This is a genomic window from Paenibacillus sp. CAU 1782 (genome assembly GCF_054551715.1).
In genome coordinates, this window is record NZ_JBTOLL010000001.1 from 229,194 (window position 1) to 252,015 (window position 22,822).

A 22,822-nucleotide genomic window follows, 5' to 3' on the forward strand; every position below is an offset into this window, starting at 1 on the left:
TATTTATTCATATTATCTTTCAGAAACGAACATGTCAGCGTTGCATAAACAGTGTTGACAGGCGGAGGTGAAGGCGGCATGACCACCATGCAAGTGTTATGCAGAAGAGCGACGTCACAGGATGTCGAAACGTTATTTCAATTAATAAAAGGATACGCCGAGAAAGCAATCATGCTGCCCCGCACCCGCGAAACGCTGACTGAATTAATAGACACGTTTGTTGTGGCGGAGGTTGACGGCGTTGTGGTTGGCTGCGGCTCGCTGGCAAAGCTGGGCGACAACCTGGTGGAAATTCGGTCGCTGGGCATTACCGACGGCTACAAAAGCTTGGGGATCGGCAGCAAGCTGGTGGATCGCCTGCTGGAGATGGCCAGAGAGCAAGGGATAACCAAAGTAATGGCGCTCACCTATGCCGACAAATTTTTCGAGCGCAATGGCTTTACCATTGTGGAAAAGGAAATTTTCCCGGAAAAAGTTTGGCGCGACTGCGTCAACTGCCCCAAGCAGCTCGCTTGCGACGAAATCGCTGTGTTGAGAGAGCTGAAATTGTAGAACTTCAACCTAGATTGTAAAAACACCTTCAAGAGCATGATTCCATATCGTAAGATGTGGAGGCAACTTGGAGGTGTTTTTGTTCTGGTAACCATGTGACGGGATGTTGTTTTCTGGGTTCCCGGCAACCCCCATTCGTCTTTCCATTATAAATCTTAAAAAACGCCGTTCTAAAGAGGGAACCCACTTGACAATGGCAATGCGGGTTTGGTATTTTTGTATTAGTGATTAGCACTCATTGGAGTTGAGTGCTAACGAAATTCGAATGGAGGGATTTGGAATGTTGAGTGATCGCCAGCGTATGATTTTGAATGCCATTGTGGATGACTATATTCGCTCGGCTGAGCCGGTGGGCTCGCGAAGCATTTCCAAAAGGGGCGATGTCGGCTTCAGTCCCGCAACCATTCGCAACGAAATGGCGGATTTGGAGGAACTGGGTTTTCTGGAGCAGCCGCATACCTCGGCGGGCCGGGTGCCATCCACCAAGGGATACCGTTATTACGTAGACCATCTCGTTAAGCTTGGAGAGGTCAAGCAAAGCGATCTGGATTTGGTTCGTTCTTTTGTTACTGGCAAAATGAATCAGATGGAGCAAGTCATTCAGCATACGGCGATGATTCTGTCCAATCTGACCAATTATACGTCCATTCTGCTGGGACCGGAGCTGTTTCAAACAACGCTTAAGCATTTTGGCCTGGTGCCGCTTAACGATTCCAGCGCGGTGGCGATTATCGTCACCAATACCGGGCATGTCGAGAACCGCACCATATCGATTCCGCCCGATCTCAATATGGACGATATGGCCAAGGTCGTCAACATTCTGAACACCAAGCTTGTTGGCGTGCCGATTGTACGGTTGAAAGCCAAGCTGTACTCCGAAGTGGGGCAGGAGCTGGAGCGTCATGTAGATCATTTTGAAGGACTGCTTGGCGTGCTTGACAGCGCGTTGACCAACGACGAGGAGCATCGCGTTTTTCTTGGCGGAACAACCAATATGCTGACCCAGCCGGAGTTTAAGGACGTTGACAAAGTCAAAACGATTCTGGACCTGCTGGAGGAAACACCAACTATAATGAAGATGTTTTCGGGATTGCCTTCCGGCATTCAAGTGCGCATCGGCACAGAAAACGATCACAAAGCCATTAGCGATTGCAGCCTGATAACAGCCACTTATTCCATTGATGGAGAAGCATTGGGAACGATAGGCATTTTGGGACCAACACGAATGGATTACGGCAAGGTGATCAGCTTGATCGACCTCATGTCCAAGGATATGGGCAAGCTGCTAAGCAAATGGTATAAGTAATAATAACGCAAGCGGCATCCCTAAAGCGATATAGCAATGCAGGCATTTTAAGGAGGTGAAATCGTGAGTACAGAACATAACGAAGCAGTGGAGCAAGAAACAGCCCCAAAAGCGGCCGAGGAAACCGAAAGCCGTCAAGAGGATGGAGCAGACGCTCCGGAGTTGGATGGCGAACAATCCGGCGAAGCAGCTGGTGAAGGCGCAGGACTTCTTGAAGAACTGCAAAAGCAGGTAGAGGAAGGCCAACAAAGATATTTGCGGGCGCAAGCGGATTTTGACAATTTCCGCCGCCGTACCATAAAGGAAAAGGAAGAGCTCGCCCAATATGCATCTGCCAAGCTGATCGGTCAATTGTTGCCGATTGTCGACAACTTTGAACGGGCGATTGCGGCAGCCGAAACAGGCAGCGACCTGGAATCCTTCACTAAAGGCGTGGAAATGATTTTCCGTCAACTCAACCAATCCCTGGAGGGCGAAGGCCTGAAGGTGATGGAAACCGTTGGCCAGCCATTCAACCCGGAATTCCATCAAGCGATCATGCAGGTGGAATCTGACGAACATGAAGAAGGCATTGTTGTCGAAGAGGTTCAAAAGGGCTATATGCTTAAGGAAAAAGTAATCCGCCCCGCTATGGTTAAAGTTAGCGGCTAATCACGCCGTGGAGCGGACGGCATCTATCATACACATAACAGACATATTTTGAGGAGGAAACCAAGCCATGAGTAAAGTTATCGGTATTGACTTAGGTACTACAAACTCTTGCGTAGCTGTAATGGAGGGCGGCGAAGCCGTCGTTATTCCAAATCCGGAAGGAAACCGCACAACCCCTTCCATTGTAGGCTTTAAAAAAGACGGCGAGCGTACGGTTGGCGAAACAGCAAAACGCCAAGCCATTACGAATCCCGACCGTACCATTATTTCCATTAAACGCCATATGGGCACCAATCATAAGGAAAAAATCGACGATAAAGAATATACGCCGCAGGAAATTTCCGCGATTATTCTGCAAAAGCTGAAAGCTGACGCCGAAGCTTACCTGGGCCAAACCGTAACCCAGGCGGTAATTACCGTTCCGGCTTACTTCAACGACAGCCAGCGCCAAGCGACCAAAGATGCGGGCAAAATCGCAGGCCTTGAAGTTCTGCGTATCGTCAACGAGCCAACGGCTGCTGCTCTTGCTTACGGCCTGGAAAAAGCAGAAGATCAAACGATCCTTGTTTATGACCTTGGCGGCGGCACATTCGACGTTTCCATTCTTGAGCTTGGCGACGGATTCTTTGAAGTTAAAGCGACTAGCGGCGACAATAAGCTGGGCGGCGATGACTTCGACCAAGTGATCATCGACTACCTGGTATCTGAATTCAAAAAAGAGCAAGGCATCGACCTTTCCAAAGATAAAGCGGCAGTTCAACGTCTGAAAGACGCTGCCGAAAAAGCGAAAAAAGAATTGTCCGGCGTAGTGTCCTCCGCGATTTCCCTGCCGTTTATTACAATGGTAGACGGAGTGCCTCAGCATTTGGAGACAAATCTGACTCGCGCCAAATTCGAAGAGCTTTCCGCTGACCTGGTTGAGCGTACGCTTGGCCCGACTCGTCAAGCGCTGTCGGATTCCGGCATGTCCCCGTCCGATATCGACAAAGTTGTTCTGGTCGGCGGATCCACTCGTATTCCTGCCGTTCAAGAAGCGGTTAAAAGGCTGATCGGCAAAGATCCGCACAAAGGCGTTAACCCGGACGAGGTTGTTGCTTTGGGCGCTGCCGTTCAAGCAGGCGTTTTGACGGGCGACGTTAAGGACGTTGTATTGCTCGACGTAACTCCGTTGTCTCTGGGCATCGAAACAGCTGGCGGCGTATTTACAAAAATGATCGAGCGCAACACAACGATTCCTACAAGCAAATCGCAAGTCTATTCGACTTATGCGGACAACCAAACAAGCGTAGAAATCCACGTGCTGCAAGGTGAGCGTTCGATGGCCGCGGGCAACAAAACGCTGGGACGCTTCATGCTTGGCGATATTCCTCCAGCGCCGCGCGGCGTGCCGCAAATCGAGGTTACGTTTGATATCGACGCCAACGGCATCGTGAACGTATCCGCTCAGGACAAAGGAACTGGCAAGAGCCAAAAAATTACGATCACTTCCTCCAGCGGCCTGAGCGACGCCGAGATTGATCAAATGATGAAGGACGCGGAGCTTCATGCTGATGAAGACCGTAAGCGCCGTGAGCTTGTCGAAGCCAAAAACGAAGCCGATCAACTGGTTTATTCCGTTGACAAAACGTTGAAAGATCTTGGGGACAAGGTTGACGCCTCCGAAGTCGAAAAAGCAAACGCGGCGAAAGAAAAAGTAACCGCAGCAGTCGCAACTGATGATTTGGAGCAAATCAAAGCGGCTACTGAAGAATTGACCGCTATTATTCAACAGCTTTCCACTAAGCTGTATGAGCAAGCGGCGCAAGCAGGCGGAGAGCAGCCTGAGGGCGCTGGCGGAGAAGCTTCTTCCAAAGGCAAAGACAATGTAGTTGACGCCGATTACGAAGTCGTGGACGAAAACAACAAAAATTAAGGAACGGCAACAGGCCGGCCTGGTATGCTAAAGACTGCTGTAGCAGGCAGTCGCCGCTTTCTGGGCGGTACCGCCAGGCTATGCCGCCGCCGCTTGTTAGGAGCGGCGTCCGGAGGTCAGGGACGGCGAAGCGCTGTTCTTGACCTCCTTTCACGCGTTTTGCGCCGTCTTTGGCGGCTGCAGCGTAAAGAACAGGACGGGGGTGACAACGGTTGGCTGAAAAACGCGATTATTACGAGGTGCTGGAGCTTGGCAAGGACGCTTCGTCGGATGATATTAAAAAAGCATACCGCAAGCTGGCCCGCCAATATCATCCCGACGTAAATAAAGCCGCGGATGCGGAAACGAAGTTTAAGGAAGTTAAGGAAGCCTACGACGTATTGAGCGATGATGGCAAACGAGCTACCTATGACCGTTATGGTCATGTGGATCCCAATGCGGGTATGGGTGGAGCCGGAGGCGCAGATTTTGGCGGTTTTGGCGATATTTTCGATATGTTTTTTGGCGGGGGCGGCGGACGCCGCGATCCCAATGCGCCGCAGCGCGGCAATGATCTTCAATATACGATGACCATTGAATTCAAGGAAGCGGTTTTCGGAAAAGAGTCCGAGATTACGATTCCGCGTACCGAGTCCTGCGATACCTGCTTCGGCACGGGTGCAAAACCGGGCACCAAGCCGGAAAATTGTTCCGTTTGCCATGGTTCCGGTCAGCAGGAAGTCGTGCAAAACACGCCGTTTGGCCGCATGGTCAATCGGAGAGCGTGTTCCAATTGTAGCGGAACGGGCAAAATCATCCGTGAAAAATGCGGATCATGCCACGGTGCAGGGAAAGTTAAAAAGCAGCGCAGAATCAAAGTCAACATTCCAGCTGGCGTGGACGATGGCGCCCAAATCCGCATGAGCGGCGAAGGCGAAGGCGGATTGCGCGGCGGACAGCCTGGCGATCTTTATATCGTGCTGCGCGTCAAGTCGCATGATTTCTTCGAGCGCGAAGGCGATGATATTTATTGCGAAGTTCCGCTGACATTTGTACAGGCGGCGCTTGGCGATGAAATCGAAATTCCGACGATGACGGAAAAGGTTAAGCTGAAAATTCCGGCAGGCACTCAAACGGGAACCTATTTCCGACTGAAGGGCAAAGGCGTGCCCAAGCTGCGGGGTTACGGCACGGGCGATCAGCACGTCAAAGTGACGATCGTAACGCCGTCCAATCTAAGTGAAGAACAGAAGGAACTGCTTCGCCAGTTTGGCGGGCTTAGCGGCCAGCAAACAAACGAACAGAACGAACATCATGAATCCATTTTTGATAAAATGAAGAAAGCGTTCCGCGGCGAATAGCGCGGAACGTTTTTTTTGTGCCAAAGGGCTGCTCTGTTGTACAATAGAGGATAGGCTTTATTGAAATGTAGGAGGCAAAGCAAATGAAATGGCATGAACTGACTATTCATACAACCGAAGAAGCTACTGAAATGATCTCTAACTTTTTGCATGAAATGGGAGCGGGAGGCGTATCCATTGAGGAGTCGGGAAGTCTTAACAAACCCCGGGACACGTCGCTTGGACAATGGTATGAGCTTCCCTTGAACGATATACCGGAAGGGCAAGCCGTTATTAAGGGTTATTTCGCAGAAGGCAGCGATCCCGAAGAGCTGATACAGCAATTGAAGCCGCGTGTCGAGGAACTGCGCGGATACGAAATCGACCCTGGGGACGTAGTCTATTCATCGGCGGAAGTGGATGATGAGGATTGGGCTACTGCTTGGAAGCAATATTTTAAACCAATCCGCGTCTCCGAAAAGCTTACAATCAAGCCAACTTGGGAATCGTACGAACCGGCTGACGGCGAAGTAATCATTGAGCTGGATCCTGGCATGGCGTTTGGAACGGGCACCCACCCTACGACCGCTCTTTGCCTTCGGACGCTGGAGGGCGTCATTAAAGGCGGCGAAGAGGTGATCGATGTCGGCACTGGATCCGGCATATTGGCAATCGGCGCGGTCAAGCTTGGCGCCAAAAAGGTGCTTGCGCTTGACCTTGATCCCGTTGCGGTATCCAGCGCGACCGAAAATGTGGCGCTTAACGGCTTGTCCGAGGATATTCAAATCAAGCTAAGCGACTTGCTTGGCGTACTGAAGGATGAATCCCCGGCAGGCGGCGACACAGCTGCCCAAGCTCCGGTTGCGGTAACGCTGCCCGTGGATCTCGTCGTGGCTAACATTTTGGCGGAAATCATCCTGTTGTTCCTGGATGATGTATACGCGGCGTTGAAGCCCGGCGGTACTTACATCGCATCCGGTATTTACAAGAACAAAGAAGATGACGTGGAGCAAGGGCTGATTGCCGCGGGCTTCCGTATCGCCCAGAAACACCGCGATGAAGATTGGATTGCGTTTGTAGCAGAAAAAGCATAGGAGGACTGATACAGCTGAGCGACTTTTTTTGGTTTTCGCTAGACGAGCTGCCGTTTATTGTTCTCTCCATCATTCTTTGCTTTACCTTTCATGAATTTGCCCATGCGTTTACCGCATGGAAGTTTGGCGACGATACGGCGTACAAGGAAGGGCGGGTTACGCTTAATCCCGTAGCGCATCTGGACTTCCTTGGTTTTATTTTAATTATTCTTGCAGGTTTTGGCTGGGCCAAGCCCGTTCCGGTACGGGCAAGCCGGTTCAGCAATCCGCGCCTGATGAGCGTTATCGTTACAGCGGCGGGGCCGGTAAGCAATCTCCTGCTTGGCATTGTATCCGTCTTTTTGCTGATGGCCTTGTATCGCTTTGGCATTATGGATGGCGCGTCAGAGGGAGTTAAAACAGCGGTTGAATTGTTTTTCGGGTATTTCATTCATTTTAATTTCCTGCTGTTTGTTTTTAACCTTATTCCGCTGCCGCCGCTTGACGGCTACCGGATCGTTATGGAATTTCTGCCTCTCAACCTGCGATTCAAAATCGAACAGAATGCACAGTGGGGCATTATCATCTTCCTGCTGCTGGTCTTTATTCCGCCGCTGCGCGCAGTGACCATAACCCCGATATTGGGATGGACTGAATCTATAACCTTATTTGTGATCAGATTGGTCAATTTTGTCATCTAAATGGATTTATTGTCGATAGACATGCTATGATGAAAGATGGACTTTAACCTCTAAAAGGTGGTTTGACAAGAGATGCAGCGCTATTTTGTTGCGCCTGAGCAATTTCAGGACGGCTTTGTTATATTGCGGGGCGAGGACGCCCATCATGCCTCGCGAGTAATGAGAATGAATGCGGGCGACGAGTTTGTCGCTTGCGACGGCGGCGAGCGCAGCGCGCTCGTCAAAGTGGTTGAGCTGGGCGGTCAGGAAGTCCGCGGCAAGATCCAGGAGCTTCTTCCGCAGGACAGCGAGCCTCGCTGGCAAGTGACCATTGCCCAAAGCTTGCCCAAAGGCGACAAGATGGAGCTGGTTATCCAGAAGGGGACAGAAATTGGCGCGGTTGCGTTTTTGCCCTTTCAGTCGGAGCGGAATATTGTCCAATACGACGGCAAGAAGGAAGCGAAGCGGCTGGAGCGCTGGAGCAAAATCGCAAAGGAAGCAGCCGAGCAAAGCCATCGGCATCGGATTCCGGGAGTGGAATCCGTGAAGGGCTGGAAGCAGCTTCTGGCGGACATCCCGTTATACGATCTGGCGCTATTTTGTTATGAACGGGCGGGCGATTCTGCTCATGGCGTCGGCATCGGCGACGCTGTAAAGGAATGGCGTTCCCGGCGCAGCGGGATTGAAGCGCCGCCACGCATTTTGCTTATCGCTGGGCCTGAGGGCGGCTTTACACAGCGTGAATCCGAAGAAGCAGCAGCTGCGGGAGCTATTTTGACAGGTCTCGGAAAGCGGATATTGCGGGCTGAAACAGCGGGAATAACAGGTTTGACCTGTTTATTATATGAATCTGGAGAAATGGGGGGAGCGCAGCCATGACGTCTACAGTTGCATTTTATACACTGGGCTGCAAAGTGAATTTTTACGATACGGAAGCCATCTGGCAGCTGTTCAAAAATACAGGATACGAGCAGGTGGAGTTTGAGGACACCGCGGATGTCTATGTCATTAATACATGTACGGTCACCAATACGGGGGACAAAAAAAGCCGCCAAATCATCCGTCGCGCCATCCGGAGAAATCCGGACGCGATTATTGCCGTAACGGGTTGTTATGCCCAAACATCGCCAGCGGAAATTATGGCGATCGACGGCGTCGATTTGGTTATCGGGACGCAGGACCGCGAGAAGATTATGGATTTTGTCGGTCAAATCCAGCAGGATCGCACCCCGGTCAATGCGGTTCGCAATATTATGAAAACACGCAGCTTCGAGGAGCTGGACGTGCCGGACTTTACGGAGCGGACGCGCGCGTTTCTGAAAATCCAGGAAGGCTGCAACAACTTCTGCACCTTCTGCATCATCCCTTGGTCCCGGGGCCTTTCGCGCAGCCGCGAGCCGCAAAGCGTGCTGGAGCAAGCCCGCTCTCTTGTGGCCGCAGGCTACAAGGAAATTGTGCTGACGGGCATTCATACCGGCGGCTACGGCGACGATATGGAAAACTACAACTTGACCAGCCTGCTGTGGGACCTGGATAAAGTGGAAGGGCTGGAGCGGATTCGTATCAGTTCCATTGAAGCAAGCCAAATTGACGACGAGATGATCGACGTGTTGAACCGCTCCTCCAAAATGTGCCGCCATCTCCATATTCCGCTTCAAGCAGGCGATAACACTGTGCTTAAACGGATGCGCCGCAAATATACGACGGAAGAATTTGCGTCCAAAATCAAACGTCTTCACGAAGCGATGCCCGGCGTTGCCATCACAACGGATGTAATCGTTGGATTCCCGGGCGAAAGCGACGAGATGTTTGAAGCGGGCTACAAGCTGATGGAAGAGCTTGCTTTTGCGGAAATGCATGTATTCCCTTACTCCAAACGGACGGGAACGCCAGCGGCAAGAATGGAAGATCAGGTCGATGAGGAAGTCAAAAACGAGCGTGTGCACAAGCTTATCGATTTGTCCGAAAAGCTGCAGCTTCAATATGCGAAGCAGTCCGTAGGCGAGGTGCTGGACATCATTCCCGAGAGAGTGGTTAAAGGCAGCGATGGGGAAGAGTGGGTTATGGGCCACTCCGATAACTACTTGAATGTTGCGTTTGCCGGCTCCGAAGCCTTGATCGGCCAATTGTGCCGCGTAAAGGTGACGGAAGCGGGCGTTAATGAGTGCACGGGCCAACTTCTTCGGGTTTTGGAGGCAGATCGGGAACGCAGTGAATCCTCCATTGCCTCCCCACGCGGGGGCGGCAGGCCGCTTAACCATGGCCAAAGCCTGGATGCGCTTCGCGCTTCCGCTGTCAACGGAGAAGGATCAGAAGAAGAGGACGAGGACGTCCACTCGTACAAATACGAACGTCCGGAAACCGTCAAAGCGTAATATAAAACGGCAGCGGCGGGATTCAAAAGATGAAGGATTCCTTTGCTGCATATACTAATGGATAAAGGCTGCAAGGGGGAAGAGGCATGTTGGAAATATCAGCGGGCGGCGTCGTATACCGCCGCAATGAGCAGGGAGAGCTGCAAATTCAGCTCATTCAGGACCGTTACGGAAAAGTTTCTCTTCCCAAAGGCAAAATGGAGCCGGGAGAGACGGTCGAGCAGACGGCGCTGCGCGAAATTCGAGAGGAAACCGGTCTGTTGGGCGCTATTATAGAGCCAATCGACCAGATCAAATATCAATACGAGCATGCCCAACATGGAACTGTGAACAAGGAAGTCCACTACTATTTGGTGGAAGCCGTGGGCGGAACTCATCAGGCCCAGGTAGAAGAAATCAGAGGCGTTGACTGGTTTGAGCCGTTGGAAGCCTGGAGACGCCAGAAGCAATCCGGCTATGACAACAATCACCGGATTGTTGCAGGCGCGCTAAGGCTGCTTGGCATAGACACGAACTAGGCGTAAATTGGCTCTGGTATGTCTGGCCTATCCTATCCTGTTCCAAATAGCAAGATAACAAAAAGGCAGTGCAATCAAGGAACATGCCACATTAAAAATGGTCTGCGCGCGGGCGACTAGCGAAGACGGCGAATGAGATAGCCAGTCCGACAGAAGCGCCAGCTCGCCGATCAGGGGCATGAACAGAAGCGCTCCGCCAATATTAAGCACGGTATGGGCATATGCGACGTAGCGCCCTTCCCTTGTGCCCCCGATGCCGGCCAGAAGCGCCGTGCTGCAGGTTCCGATATTGGCGCCGAGCACGATGGCGATGCCGAGCTCAGGGGACATGGCGCCCAGCATCACAAACCCCATCACCATGCCGATCACGGCAGCGCTGCTATGAACGGCTGCCGTCAGCGCTATCCCTGCGGCAAGACCCCACCACAGACTGGTTGCCGCTTTGCCGATAAACCAGTCGTAAACTCCGCTGTTCTGAATATCGGGTCCGATGGACTGCATCATGGACAGGCCCATCAGAAGCAGACTAAAGCCTGCAAGCGCCAGAGAAGCCGACCGCAAGCTCTTCAGCCAGGCGCGGTTCCCTCTGTACGGTATCAGATTCATTTCGCCAGCCAGCACGGTGAACAGCCATAGTCCAATTGAGATGGCAAGCATGGGGCCAGCCGCATGGCTGATATTTAGTCCAATCAATTCCGTCGTCAGGCAGGTGCCAATGTTGGTGCCCAGTACAATGCCAAGCGTTCGGCTGAAGCTGAGCAGGCGGGCGTTGACCATGCCAATGGAAACGACGGTAACCGCCGTGCTGCTCTGAAGCACAGCGGAGGCGGCTGCGCCGGTGGCCAAGCCTCTAAGCGGGGTTGCGGTGAATTCACCCAGGGTTTTGTCCAGATAAGGTCCGGCCAGGCGGTGAAGGGCAAGTTCCATCAATTTCATGCCGCACAGAAAAACGCCAAAGCCGGACAACGCCAATAGCAGGCTGGATATCGACATAACATTAGATCTCCTTAAAATGGAAAATAAAGAACAATAGGAACACGCAGCAATACCGGAGTGTGATTAATATTTATATGCCATAAGCGGGACAGGCATGACACCCCCGCATGGAGAGGACGAGTTAATCGGTGAGCCATCCCAAAGCATTTTTGAAAAAAGAACGGAAAAAAAGAACGGAAAACGGCCATCCCTGGATTTTTGCCGGAGAAATTCAAAACGTCGAAGCAGGCGCCAGTGAAGGCGGTTTGGTCGATGTAGTGACTCACCACGGCAAATATTTGGCCACGGGGTATTGGAATCCGACTTCGCAAATCAGCATTCGCGTCATTTCATGGAGCCCCGTCGCAGAGATGGACAAGGCTTTTTTTGTCGAAAAGCTGGAGCGTTGCAAGGAACATCGGCAGCGCTTCGTGAAAGATAAGGATTGCCGCTTGGTCTACGGCGAAGCAGACAGTTTGCCCGGTTTGATCGTGGACCGATTCGGAAGCGTGCTTGTTGTTCAACTGCTGACGCTAGGCATCGACCTTAGACGGGCCGAGCTTACGGAGGCGCTGGTTGAAGTGTTCAGTCCGGAGGGCATATACGAGCGCAGCGATGTAGGCGTAAGAAAACTGGAAGGCCTCCAGGAAATAACAGGCGTTCTTTATGGTCATTGCCCGGCATCTGTCGGAATCCTGGAAAACGGATTAAAGCTTGAAGTTGATATTGCGGAAGGCCAAAAAACCGGATATTTCTATGACCAGCGGGAAAATCGCGCCGCGCTGGAGCCGCTGATGACAGGCTGGGGCAGCCGCAGCGGTATAGCGCTGGGCGAAAATCCGGAAGTAGCGGGAGAATTGGTTCCCCTTAACGCCAACGGAAAAATCGTGACGTTTCCTTATTGGGACGGCGCAACCGTGCTTGAGTGTTTTGCGCACACAGGCAGCTTTACGCTGCATGCTTGCAAATACGGAGCAAAGCGGGTGACTTGCCTTGATATTTCCGAGCATGCGCTGGAGACGGCGAAACGAAATGTGGAATTAAATGGTTTTGAGGATCGAGTTGAATTTGTTGCAGCGGATGCCTTTCACTATTTGCGGGAACAGGTTAAAGGGCTGGAAGACCGTGCGGCCCGCGCTGCGGGGAAGACGGATACCTCCTCCAAATTCAGCGGACAAGGCCGTACCTGGGATGTCGTCATACTCGACCCGCCCGCTTTTGCCAAGTCTAAAGGCGCAGTAGCAGGAGCCGCCCGCGGTTACAAGGATATCAATTTGCATGGCATGAAGCTTGTTAATGAAGGCGGCTATCTCGTGACAGCCAGTTGTTCCTACCATATGAGCCCGGAGCTGTTCCGCGATGCAATCGCCGCGGCGGCGGCGGATGCGGGGAAAGTGCTCCGTCTTGTGGAGTGGAGAGCGGCCGGTAAAGATCATCCGCAGCTGCTGGACATGCGCGAAGGTCATTATTTGAAATTCGGCATCTTCGAGGTGCGGAGCAAATAGCAGTTAAGGAGTAACCGTCAGGGGAGGAGATTTACAATGTCGCTGCGGTTGATCATCGGAAGGGCGGGCAGCGGAAAAAGCTTCCGCTGCCTGACCGAAATAAGAGAACAAGTTAGCGGAAGTCCTGACGGGCCTCCGCTCATTTTGCTTGTCCCGGAGCAGGCCACGTTCCAGAGCGAATACGATATGCTCCATGGAAGCGGGTTCGCCGGCACAATGCGCGCGCAAGCGCTCAGCTTTCGCCGTCTGGCGTTTCGGGTTATGCAGGAAACCGGCGGCACGGCATTGGTGCCAATCGGGGATATCGGCAAACATATGCTGTTATATAAGCTGGTTCACAAGCTTTCGCCGGAACTCAAGCTTTTTCGCGGAGGAGCCGAACAGCCGGGATTTATGGATCGGCTGTCAGACCTGCTGACGGAATGGAAGCGCTACGGCATCGATTCCGCTTCTCCGGGTGAAATCCCGGACCATGAATGGGGAACGTCCCCGCTGCTGGATAACAAGCTGCATGATCTAATGCTGCTTTATAGCGCCATGGAGGGAGAGCTTTCGGGCAAATACATTGACGCCGAAGATTATTTGACCTTTCTCGAAAACGGCTTTTCAGAGGCTCCGTCCATGTCCGGCTCGCAAATTTGGGTAGACGGCTTTCATGGCTTCACGCCGGGGGAATACAGCGTGCTTGGCAAGCTGATCGCTCATGCGGACGTTACGGTTTCGTTAACGCTGGATAAGCTGTATCAGGCTGGAGAGCGGCCCCATGAGCTTGATTTGTTCCACCCCGCCGCCGAAACCTGCGCGGCGTTGATGGAGCTTGCCGAAGCCTGCGGCGCGGAGGTGCTGCCGGCGCTTGAACTGGACGGGGCTAATTCGCCCCGCTTCAGAAACAATGATATGCTGCGTCATCTTGAACGCCATTATGGCAGCCGGATGCCAATGCTGGTGCCGGAAAAAAGGATTTTTCAGCATCTCGATCCCCGCTGCGGGATATCGCTGCACGCCCTGCCTGGCCGGAGAGCGGAGGTGGAGACGATTGCGCGCGACATGCTGCGGCGGGCACGCGAGGATGGTCTTCGCTGGCGGGAAATGGCCGTGCTCGTCCGCAACTCGGAGGACTATGCCGACTATCTGAGCCTTGTATTCCAGGATTTCGGCATTCCTTATTTTGTGGATCGCAAGGAAAAGGCGTTGCATCATCCGTTGGTGGAATATATCCGTTCGGCATTGGAAACGGTGCTGCACGGCTGGCATTACGACGCTGTATTCCGCTGCGTCAAAACGGAAATGGTGTTCCCGATCGACCGCAGCTTGCCAAGGGAATGGTTCGATCAGTTGGAGAACTATTGCCTTGCAGCAGGCATTGACGGCTGGAAATGGTTGAATGAGGCAAGCTGGAAGCCGCTGGCGGCTGTTTCGCTGGATGAAGATTCTGAGATGGAATTTTCGGTTAGCGACAAAGCCAAAGCGGAATTTGAAATTGCCATGGCCGCGCGGAGCGCCATTGTCCCTCCGCTTGAACTGTTCGGCAAGCGGCTGAAGGAGAGCAATAGCATTCTGGAAATGTGCGAGGCATTGTACGCTTTGCTGGATGAGACGGATGCTGCCGACCGCCTGGAGCTTTGGGCCGAAGAAGACTTGGCAAAAGGAAATGTGCGCAGGTCGCGTTCCCACCGGCAGTTGTGGGACGGCATCATGAGCTTGCTGGATCAGCTTGCGGAGCTGGCGGGAGACCAGCAGGCGGAGCCGGAACTGTTCGCGGGCATGGTGGAGGCCGGGCTTGACAGCTTGAAGCTGGCTGCCGTGCCGCCTTCGCTGGACCAGGTACTGATTGGCAGCCTGGACCGGACTCGTTCCGGCGAAGTGAAGGCGGTATATGTACTTGGCGCTAACGATGGCGTTATACCAATGCGCATGAAGGAAGACGGCATCCTGACGGAAGGCGAGCGGGACGTCCTTGCGGAACGCGGAATGGGACTTGCTCCGGGAGCCAAACGAAGGCTGCTTGACGAACGGTTTATGATTTACAATGCTCTGGCCGCGCCTTCGAGTCATCTATGGATCAGCTATGCGCAGGCAGACGAGGAAGGCAAAAGCTTGCTGCCCTCCGAACTGATCCGCCATGTCACCGTATTGTTTCCGGGTATACACATTCAGGAAGGGGCAGCTGAACCCTCGTTATCCATGACAGAGCAGGAACAGGCCGCCTTTATCGTTCAACCCGGCCGTTCGCTAGCGTACCTGGGGTCCGTGCTGGGACGCTGGCTGCAGAGCGGACAGGAGCCGCCGCCGTTTTGGTGGGGGCTGTACAATTGGTACGCGGCGCGCCCGGATTGGCAGGGCAAGCTTGCGCTGCTGTCGCGATCGCTTCTTTATAGCAATGAGGAGCCTCCTCTTCCGAAAAGGGTGGCGCGGGAGCTGTACGGACGCGATATGGTCGTTAGCGTTTCACGAATGGAACGTTTTGTTTCCTGCCCGTTCCAGCACTTCGCCATTCATGGGTTAAAGCTGCGCGAACGCAAGCTGTACCGTCTGGAAGCGCCGGATGTCGGGCAGCTGTTCCATGCCGCCATGAGCAGGCTCGGAAACGGCTTAGGCGGCGGCTGGGGCAGGATGACGAAGGACGAGATCAAAGCGGAAGCGCGCAAGACGGTGGAGGAACTGGCGCCGCGACTTCAATCCCAAATCTTGCTCAGCAGCGGTCGCTTCCAGTTTATCGCCCGAAAGCTTCAGGAAATTGTAGCCCAGGCGGCCGTTGTGCTGGGCGAGCATGCCAGAAGGGCGGAGTTCCGCCCCGTCGGGACGGAGGTGGGCTTCGGGCCTGGAGGCACGTTGCCCGCGCTTAAGCTTTCGCTTCCCGGCGGCTCCAGTCTGGAGGTTATTGGCCGGATCGATAGAGTTGATGCCGCGGAGACGGAGGATGGCTTGCTTCTTCGCGTAATGGACTATAAATCCAGCCAGACGTCGCTGCGTCTGGAGGAGGTTGCTCAAGGTCTGTCGCTCCAGATGCTAACGTATCTGGACGTCCTGCTGACCTATGCGGAGACCTGGCTCGGCCGTCCCGCTTCTCCCGCGGGCGTGCTGTATTTCCATGTTCACAACCCCGTAATGGCGATGTCAAACAAATTGACGAACCAGGAGGCTCAAAAAAAGCTGCTGGGACGCTACAAGATGAGAGGACTGCTTACGGCGGATGCGGATATTGTGCGATTGATGGATGGCGAGCTTGAGAGCGGATATTCGGAGGTGCTGCCTGTTGCGCTAAAAAGGGATGGCGGCTTTTACAGCAGTTCCTCTGTTATCGGCGAAGAGGATTGGCCCGTGCTCAGGAATTCAGTGCGTACCATGATCGGCGATATCGGGGAATGCATTCAGGAAGGCCAGGTATCCATCGAGCCTTACCGGCTCGGGGATAAAACGCCTTGCCAATTTTGCCACTACAGGGCAGTTTGCCAGTTTGACCAGCAAGTGGCCGGCAATCAGTATCGAAAGCTGGGCAAGCTTACAAAGGATGAGGTTTGGCAGCGGCTGGGAAGGGGTTGACGAGTATGCATACAGATGAGAATACGCCAAAGCCCGAAGGAAGCCAATGGAGCGATGACCAGTGGGCGGCCGTCGTTACCGGAGGAAGGAACGTGCTCGTTGCGGCGGCGGCTGGCTCCGGCAAAACGGCAGTTTTGGTCGAGCGCATCATTCGGCGCATTTCCTCAAGCGCCGATGTTGACCGCCTGCTAGTAGCCACATTTACAAAAGCGGCCGCTGCCGAAATGAGCGAGCGGATCAGCATGGCGCTGGAGAAGGAATTGGAGCGCCAGCCGGATAACGAGCACCTGCGCAGGCAACTGGCGTTAATGGGGCGTGCGTCCATTACGACGCTGCATTCCTTTTGCCTTGACGTTATCAGACGTTATTACCATATGATCGGGCTTGATCCCGGCTTTCGGATCGCCAACGAGACAGAAAGCGAGCTGCTGCGGCTGGACGTTCTGGATGAGCTGTTCGAGCACAAATACAGCGGCACGGAGGAGGGCTCCGGCGCTTTTTTGCGGCTTGCCGAGCGTTACGGCGGCGAGCGGGGCGATGAGCCGCTTTATGCCCTGGTTCAGCAGCTCTACGACTTTGCCGGCAGTCATCCCTGGCCGGATCATTGGTTAAGGGCGGCTGCGGAGTCTTTTTGCGCGGAAACCATCGACCAGCTGGAATCTGGCGTCTGGGTTGAGCGGCTGCACGGCGATGTGGCGCTTGCATTGGATGGAGCCGAAGGCCAGCTAACGGAGGCGCTGCGCCTGTGCGCGCTGCCTGGCGGTCCTGACCCCTACGCAGCCACGCTCTCGGAGGATTGTGCCGTTGTAGCGGCGCTGAGAGATGCCGTGGAAACTTTGCCATGGCGGAACTGGGGAGATTTGTTCCGGGCTGCGACGTTTGGCAAGTTGAAGCCGCTTCGCGGCGACGGCTATGACAAGGCGCTGCAGGAGGCGGTCAAGGAGCTGAGGGATACTGCCAAAAAGCTGGTTTCTTCGCTTGCGGACGAGCTGTTTGGACGGACGCCGGAGCAATTCCTGGAAGAGCTCGCGGAGCTTGCGCCCCTTATGGGGGAGCTTGCGGAACTGGTAATCCAGTTCGGCAGCCGCTACGAAGAAGCCAAACGCCGCAAAGGACTGCTGGATTTCGGCGACTTGGAGCATTATTGCCTTCGCATTTTGCGCGATGCGGCTTCGGAGCCGGGCAACCTGATTCCTTCTTCGGCCGCATTGGAATACAGAGAGCACTTCCAGGAGATTTTGCTGGACGAATATCAGGATACCAATATGGTGCAGGAAGCTATTGTCAGCCTGATTGCCAGAGATGGAGCGGGCAACCGCTTTATGGTCGGCGACGTCAAACAGAGCATATACCGGTTCCGGCTTGCGGAGCCCAATCTTTTTCTCGCCAAGTACAAATCGTATTCAACACGGGACGGCTCTCAAGGCGCCGTGCCGGAAGGCGGGGGGCATTCCGACGGAGGCCTTCGCATCGATCTAGCTCGCAATTTCCGCAGCCGCAATGAGGTGGTAGACGGCGTCAATGCGGTGTTCCGGGCCATCATGCGGGAGCAGGTGGCGGAAATGGATTATGACAGCCGCGCCGAGCTGGTGGCGGGAGCCGCTTACCCTCCCGCAAATCCGCCGGAGAGCTGCCGCGTGGAATTCGGCATTCTGGATCGCGGCGCCGACGCCGCTGCGGCCGAAGCCGACGATTCCCCAGATCATTTTGATGAATCCGTCGATGCTGCGTCGGAGGCCGATTCGGCGGAGGATCTGAAAGTCGCACAGCTTGAGGCCCGCTGGATTGCCGGCGAGCTGAGAAGGCTGGCCGATAGCGGCTTTACGGTCTACGACGGCAAACGAAAAACGCATCGCCCGATGGAGTGGCGCGATGTCGTTATTTTGCTAAGGGCAACCAGGCAATGGGCTCCCATTATTATCGAGGAGCTTCAAGGTATGGGCATCCCGGCGTATGCGGAACTGGGCAGCGGCTATTTTGAGGCGACGGAAATTGTAACCATGCTGTCGCTGCTGCGAATTATCGACAATCCGTATCAGGACATTCCGCTTGCCGCAGTGCTGCGTTCCCCATTGTTTGGCTTTACTGCGGAGGAGCTGGCGCAAATTCGCATCTTGTCTCCCGGCTTGCCTTATTACGAGGCGGTGCTTAAGGCCGCGGGGCATGATGGAATGGAAAACAGGATAAAGGGGAGATTGTCCCGTTTTCTGGATCAGCTTGAGAAATGGCGCGATGAAGCCAGGGGCGGAGCATTGGCAGAACTGCTGTGGAGGATCTACAGGGAAACCGGTTATTACGAATTTGCCGGCGGATTGCCGGGCGGCGTTCAGCGTCAGGCCAACTTGCGGGCGCTTCACGACCGCGCGCGGCAATACGAAGCCACCTCGTTCCGGGGATTGTTCCGTTTCCTTCGGTTTATCGAGCGGATGAGGGACAGCGGCGGCGATCTGGGGACGGCGCGTGCATTGGGCGAGCAGGAAAACGTAGTCCGGATCATGTCGATTCACAAAAGCAAAGGGCTGGAATTTCCCGTTGTGTTTGTTGCGGGATTGGGCAAGCTGTTTAACCAGCAGGATTTGCGAAGCTCGTTTCTCAAACACAAAGAGCTTGGATTTGGGCCCCGCATTATAGATCCGGAGGATCGAATCAGTTATCCGAGCTTGCCATTTTTGGCGATCCGCAGAGCGTTGCGCCGGGAGATGCTGGCGGAGGAAATGAGGATTTTGTACGTAGCGCTGACGAGACCAAAAGAGAAACTTTTTCTTGTCGGCACCGTGTCGGATCTTGCCAAGAAGCTGCAAGGCTGGCACACGGCGCTTAACGGCGACGGCACCTTAAACGATTATGTGGTGTCATCGGCGCGTTCCTTTCTGGACTGGCTGGGACCGATGGCATCAAGTCGGTTGCTGGCTCGCGCGAACCGTGATGAAACCGCCGATGCATGGGTTTCGTCTCCGCCATCGCCAGATTGGCGGGCAGGCTCTATTCCGGCCTCGGCGTTAACGGGTCTGGCGGCGGCAGCTTCAGAGGGGCTTTTAGAGGAAACATTCCTTCGGGAGGAGCGAATCCAGGGAATCGCCGGCATGGCGCTTCTGGAGGGAGCCAAGTTGGACAACGAGCTGGAACGGATTCTGAATTGGTCCTATCCCCATGCAGAGACGGCTTCTTTAGCGGCCAAAACGTCTGTGACGGAAATGAAAAGGCTGCTTGAAGAGCCGGCGGAGGACGCTGGACAATTGGTAGGCGAAAGCGGAGATAGAGTTGAGGATAGAAACGGGGATGCGGCGCTAAACGAGCGTATTTCCGGGGGAGCGGAGTTGTCCTCGTCCTCGGAATCCTTTTCCTTAAGGCTGCGGAGGCCGGCTTTTATGGGGGAGAAAAAATTGACTGCGGCAGAAAGAGGTTCTGCCAGTCATCTTCTGATGCAGCATATGCCTCTTTCGGGCCACGATGGCGTACGTACGGTGGAGGATGTGCTGGATCACATGGTGCAGAAGCGTCTTCTGACAAGAAAGCAGGCCGACAGCATCGATAAAACCTCGGTTGCCGCATTTTTTGAGGGGGAACTGGGGCGTAGGTTGGCGGCTGCCCAGTGGATCAGACGCGAAGTGCCGTTCAGCTGCATGCTTCCAGCCAGCCGCGTACACGGGATGCCATTGCCGGAGGGCGGAGACGAACCCGTCATGATACAAGGCGTTATCGACTGCCTTTTCTGGGACGAAGCGGGGCTTGTTTTGCTGGACTACAAAACCGACCGGATTGCGGGCGGCAACTGGAATCAGGCGGCAGAACGCCACCGGTTTCAGCTTGAGCTTTACGGCGAGGCCGTGTCCGCCATGTTGGGCAGGGAAGTGGATGAGCTGTACGTCTATTTTCTGGATGGGGGAAGACATGTCCGAATGAAATAGGGGGATTCAAAAGGGGGAGGAAATGCGTTGAAAGAGCAGGGGCAGGCAAAGCAGGGCGGTCGCTCCAAGGCGCTGGCCATTACGCTGGTTATCCTTGTTATGAGCCTGATGGGGAATATTTTGCTGGCGACCAAAAACATCGGATTCAGTCAAAGCGAGAAGGTTGAACAAGGCGAGGACATTATTGCCAATTTAGAATGGATCAGGGATGAACTGGCCTTTTGGCAGACTGCTTACAGTGAAATGGCCGCAAGCAATGAATCCGGGGGCGATGCGCGCCTGGCGGCTGGCATTATGGCGAAGTCGATGTCGAAGGGGGGAGCCGATCTCCTCAGTCTGCTGTCCACCGCGAAGCAACTGCAGCCAAACAGCTTTTCCAGCGGTCCCGGCGCGGTCAGCTACTACATGATCGAGTTGCGTGATTTGCTCGGGGACATTTCCGGGGGGGACGGCGCATTGTCAGCCGATGAAATCCAGGAACTCGAGGATGCCGAGTCTTCCTTTCGGCAATTGGAGGAGGCCGTGTCCCAATTTCATTTTGCCGTAAAAGGCGACCGTCTCTCCATGATCCGGCTTGCCGGCGGGCATGAATGGCTGCATATCGCAGCGAGGCTTCAGGAGCTGCTGCTGACTTTTACCGAAGGCATGACGCTGGAAACGACGGATTCGGAAAACAGCCAATAACCCATTGGCCGGCCAAACCTTAATCCGCATATGCCTCTTGTTTTAACAAGCGTTCGGGTAGCCATTAGCCCGCACCTGCATATGATGGTGTGAATGGAGGCTGATGACTATGGAAAATACGGCATTTGCGGCAACCGCCAAAAAGGATATGTGCCAGCAGCACATGCATCGTTATGTTCTGGTGCAAACGGCGGACGGCATGTGTTTTGATGGAATCGTGGAGCATGTGGATGACGAAGTTTTGTGCATTGCGGTTCCGTTTGGGGAAGGCGAGGGCGACGCAAGAGCTTTTATCCCGTTTGGCGGTTATCCCTATGGCCCTTATGGCTATTATCCCCGCAGGCGTTTCTTCAGGCGGACGTTCCCGCTGGGGACATTGCTGGCTCTTTCGCTGCTGCCTTATTATTTCTGACAGGCGTTCCGTTCCCGGCAATACGGTCGTTTTGGAGGTTTTTTGCGCCAAAAGCGGCCTGTGCCGGGAACGGCATTAGCGCCGGACAGGCAAAGATTGGACTAAGCGGCGAATTTTCGTTATGATAGAGTAAGCTGAAAGGATAGGAGGTTGAAGAAAAATGGATTGCATTTTTTGCAAGATCGTGGATGGCTCCATTCCGTCGAAGAAGGTTTTCGAGAATGAGCATGTTCTTGCCTTTGAAGACATTCAGCCGGCCGCTCCCGTACATATACTCATCATTCCCAAAAAACATATCCCCACGATGAATGATGTGGAGAAGGAAGATGCCGCCCTGATTGCCGAGTTGTTTGCGGCAGCCCGCCATATCGCCTCGGAACGAGGGATCGCGGAGGACGGTTATCGTCTGATTAACAATGTAAACAGGGATGGCGGCCAAGTGGTTTACCATTTGCACATCCATTTGCTCGGCGGCAAAAAGCTGGGCGCATTATTAGCAGACTGACTAAGTTGACATTGGGAAATGCTTTACCGTATAATGAAGTGTGATAAACCGTGTTAAAGCTCTGGACGGTCTGTTTCGGAGGGAGGGAAAACTGGTGTCTGAAACTAAAGTTCGCAAAAACGAAACTATTGATGCTGCGCTTCGCCGCTTTAAACGCTCCATCGCAAAAGACGGTGTTTTGGCTGAGGTGAAAAAACGCAAGCATTATGAAAAGCCAAGCGTAAAGCGCAAGAAGAAGTCCGAGGCTGCGCGCAAGAGAAAGTTTTAGGAGGATCCTTCCATAATGAACCTGAGCGAGCGATTGACCGACGATATGAAGCAAGCCATGAAGAGTCAGGACAAGTTCAAGCTAACGACCATACGAATGATGCGCGCGTCGGTTAAAAACTTGGAAATCGACCTTAAGCGTCCATTGGACGATAATGAAGTGCTTGATATATTAAGTCGGGAAGTCAAAATACGTAAAGATTCCCTCCAAGAATTTAAAAATGCCGGCCGTGACGACCTAGCGTCGGGTGTGGCTGCAGAAATTGAAATTATTAGTCAATACCTTCCCGAACAGCTCACTGAAGAAGAGATTCAAGAGATAGTAAGGCAGACCATCCAAGAACTCGGTGCCTCTTCCAAAGCGGATATGGGGAAAGTTATGAGCGCCCTTATGCCTAAAACTAAAGGACGCGCTGACGGTAAACTAGTAAACAAAGCTGTACAGCAATTTCTGCAATAGCCAACATACGGACTGACAAAGCACCCCTTTATGGGGTGCTTTTTTACCATATGGCGTAAAAACTCAACACTAAATGAAACGCGCCTGCCCATCCACGTACATGATTACCTTATTGGTTTTCCCTTTATTCCGGCATATCCGTGGCGACAGTTGCATGAATGGCTATCTATTTGAAAC

Annotated in this window: 19 protein-coding genes; 18 read left to right on the forward strand and 1 reads right to left on the reverse strand. The window is 53.7% G+C overall.

The genetic code is table 11. From position 1 onward, the window contains the following. Positions 1 to 87: 87 nt before the first annotated feature. From ACX93W_RS01075 to ACX93W_RS01120, 10 genes are all read left to right on the forward strand, one after another. Complete coding sequence (locus ACX93W_RS01075; protein WP_459391977.1) at positions 88 to 552, forward strand: N-acetyltransferase; 465 nt, start codon at positions 88 to 90, stop codon at positions 550 to 552. Between the two features lie 280 nt (positions 553 to 832). Further along, positions 833 to 1,858 carry a heat-inducible transcriptional repressor HrcA gene (gene hrcA, locus ACX93W_RS01080; protein WP_459390474.1) on the forward strand — a complete coding sequence of 342 codons (1,026 nt, stop codon included), beginning with the start codon at positions 833 to 835 and terminating at the stop codon, positions 1,856 to 1,858. A 63-nt stretch (positions 1,859 to 1,921) separates the two neighbouring features. Next, positions 1,922 to 2,509, forward strand: a complete 588-nt coding sequence (gene grpE, locus ACX93W_RS01085) for a nucleotide exchange factor GrpE (protein WP_459390475.1) — start codon at positions 1,922 to 1,924, stop codon at positions 2,507 to 2,509. Between the two features lie 67 nt (positions 2,510 to 2,576). Continuing rightward, complete coding sequence (gene dnaK, locus ACX93W_RS01090) at positions 2,577 to 4,421, forward strand: molecular chaperone DnaK (RefSeq protein ID WP_459390476.1); 1,845 nt, start codon at positions 2,577 to 2,579, stop codon at positions 4,419 to 4,421. 212 nt (positions 4,422 to 4,633) lie between these two features. Further along, entirely contained in the window at positions 4,634 to 5,761 is a 1,128-nt protein-coding gene (dnaJ, locus tag ACX93W_RS01095; protein WP_459390477.1) for a molecular chaperone DnaJ, read from the forward strand. A gap of 83 nt (positions 5,762 to 5,844) precedes the next feature. Further along, a complete protein-coding gene (gene prmA, locus ACX93W_RS01100; protein ID WP_459390478.1) occupies positions 5,845 to 6,834 on the forward strand; it encodes a 50S ribosomal protein L11 methyltransferase in 990 nt (329 codons plus the stop codon). After that, a complete protein-coding gene (locus ACX93W_RS01105) occupies positions 6,804 to 7,514 on the forward strand; it encodes a site-2 protease family protein (protein ID WP_459390479.1) in 711 nt (236 codons plus the stop codon). The genes prmA and ACX93W_RS01105 overlap by 31 nt, the downstream gene beginning before the upstream one ends. A gap of 72 nt (positions 7,515 to 7,586) precedes the next feature. Then, positions 7,587 to 8,372 carry an RsmE family RNA methyltransferase gene (locus ACX93W_RS01110; protein ID WP_459390480.1) on the forward strand — a complete coding sequence of 262 codons (786 nt, stop codon included), beginning with the start codon at positions 7,587 to 7,589 and terminating at the stop codon, positions 8,370 to 8,372. After that, positions 8,369 to 9,868 (forward strand): tRNA (N(6)-L-threonylcarbamoyladenosine(37)-C(2))-methylthiotransferase MtaB, encoded by a 1,500-nt coding sequence (gene mtaB / locus ACX93W_RS01115; RefSeq protein ID WP_459390481.1) that lies wholly within the window; start codon positions 8,369 to 8,371, stop codon positions 9,866 to 9,868. Before ACX93W_RS01110 ends, mtaB begins: the two co-directional genes overlap by 4 nt. A gap of 86 nt (positions 9,869 to 9,954) precedes the next feature. After that, on the forward strand, positions 9,955 to 10,386 hold the full coding sequence (locus tag ACX93W_RS01120; protein WP_459390482.1) for an NUDIX hydrolase: 432 nt from the start codon (positions 9,955 to 9,957) through the stop codon (positions 10,384 to 10,386). A gap of 27 nt (positions 10,387 to 10,413) precedes the next feature. Here the strand turns inward: ACX93W_RS01120 and ACX93W_RS01125 are convergent, their stop codons facing one another. Continuing rightward, the gene (locus tag ACX93W_RS01125) at positions 10,414 to 11,379 is read right to left on the reverse strand and encodes a Na/Pi cotransporter family protein (protein ID WP_459390483.1); all 966 of its coding nucleotides are present in this window, start codon (positions 11,377 to 11,379) and stop codon (positions 10,414 to 10,416) included. 131 nt (positions 11,380 to 11,510) lie between these two features. Here ACX93W_RS01125 and ACX93W_RS01130 point away from each other — a divergent pair, with 131 nt between their 5' ends. From ACX93W_RS01130 to ACX93W_RS01165, 8 genes are all read left to right on the forward strand, one after another. Next, positions 11,511 to 12,866: a class I SAM-dependent rRNA methyltransferase gene (locus ACX93W_RS01130; RefSeq protein ID WP_459390484.1), complete on the forward strand. Its 1,356-nt coding sequence runs from the start codon at positions 11,511 to 11,513 to the stop codon at positions 12,864 to 12,866. A gap of 36 nt (positions 12,867 to 12,902) precedes the next feature. Beyond that, complete coding sequence (addB, locus tag ACX93W_RS01135) at positions 12,903 to 16,409, forward strand: helicase-exonuclease AddAB subunit AddB (protein ID WP_459390485.1); 3,507 nt, start codon at positions 12,903 to 12,905, stop codon at positions 16,407 to 16,409. Positions 16,410 to 16,414: 5 nt separating this feature from the next. Further along, positions 16,415 to 20,317, forward strand: coding sequence for a helicase-exonuclease AddAB subunit AddA (addA, locus tag ACX93W_RS01140; protein WP_459390486.1), 3,903 nt, complete (start codon positions 16,415 to 16,417; stop codon positions 20,315 to 20,317). Between the two features lie 27 nt (positions 20,318 to 20,344). Beyond that, positions 20,345 to 21,001, forward strand: coding sequence for a hypothetical protein (locus ACX93W_RS01145; RefSeq protein WP_459390487.1), 657 nt, complete (start codon positions 20,345 to 20,347; stop codon positions 20,999 to 21,001). Positions 21,002 to 21,110: 109 nt separating this feature from the next. Continuing rightward, positions 21,111 to 21,413 carry a hypothetical protein gene (locus tag ACX93W_RS01150; RefSeq protein ID WP_459390488.1) on the forward strand — a complete coding sequence of 101 codons (303 nt, stop codon included), beginning with the start codon at positions 21,111 to 21,113 and terminating at the stop codon, positions 21,411 to 21,413. A 160-nt stretch (positions 21,414 to 21,573) separates the two neighbouring features. Next, positions 21,574 to 21,918 (forward strand): histidine triad nucleotide-binding protein, encoded by a 345-nt coding sequence (locus ACX93W_RS01155; protein WP_459390489.1) that lies wholly within the window; start codon positions 21,574 to 21,576, stop codon positions 21,916 to 21,918. Positions 21,919 to 22,012: 94 nt separating this feature from the next. Then, positions 22,013 to 22,186 carry a 30S ribosomal protein S21 gene (gene rpsU, locus ACX93W_RS01160; protein WP_005547957.1) on the forward strand — a complete coding sequence of 58 codons (174 nt, stop codon included), beginning with the start codon at positions 22,013 to 22,015 and terminating at the stop codon, positions 22,184 to 22,186. 15 nt (positions 22,187 to 22,201) lie between these two features. Then, positions 22,202 to 22,645 (forward strand): GatB/YqeY domain-containing protein, encoded by a 444-nt coding sequence (locus ACX93W_RS01165; RefSeq protein ID WP_459390490.1) that lies wholly within the window; start codon positions 22,202 to 22,204, stop codon positions 22,643 to 22,645. Positions 22,646 to 22,822 lie beyond the last annotated feature (177 nt).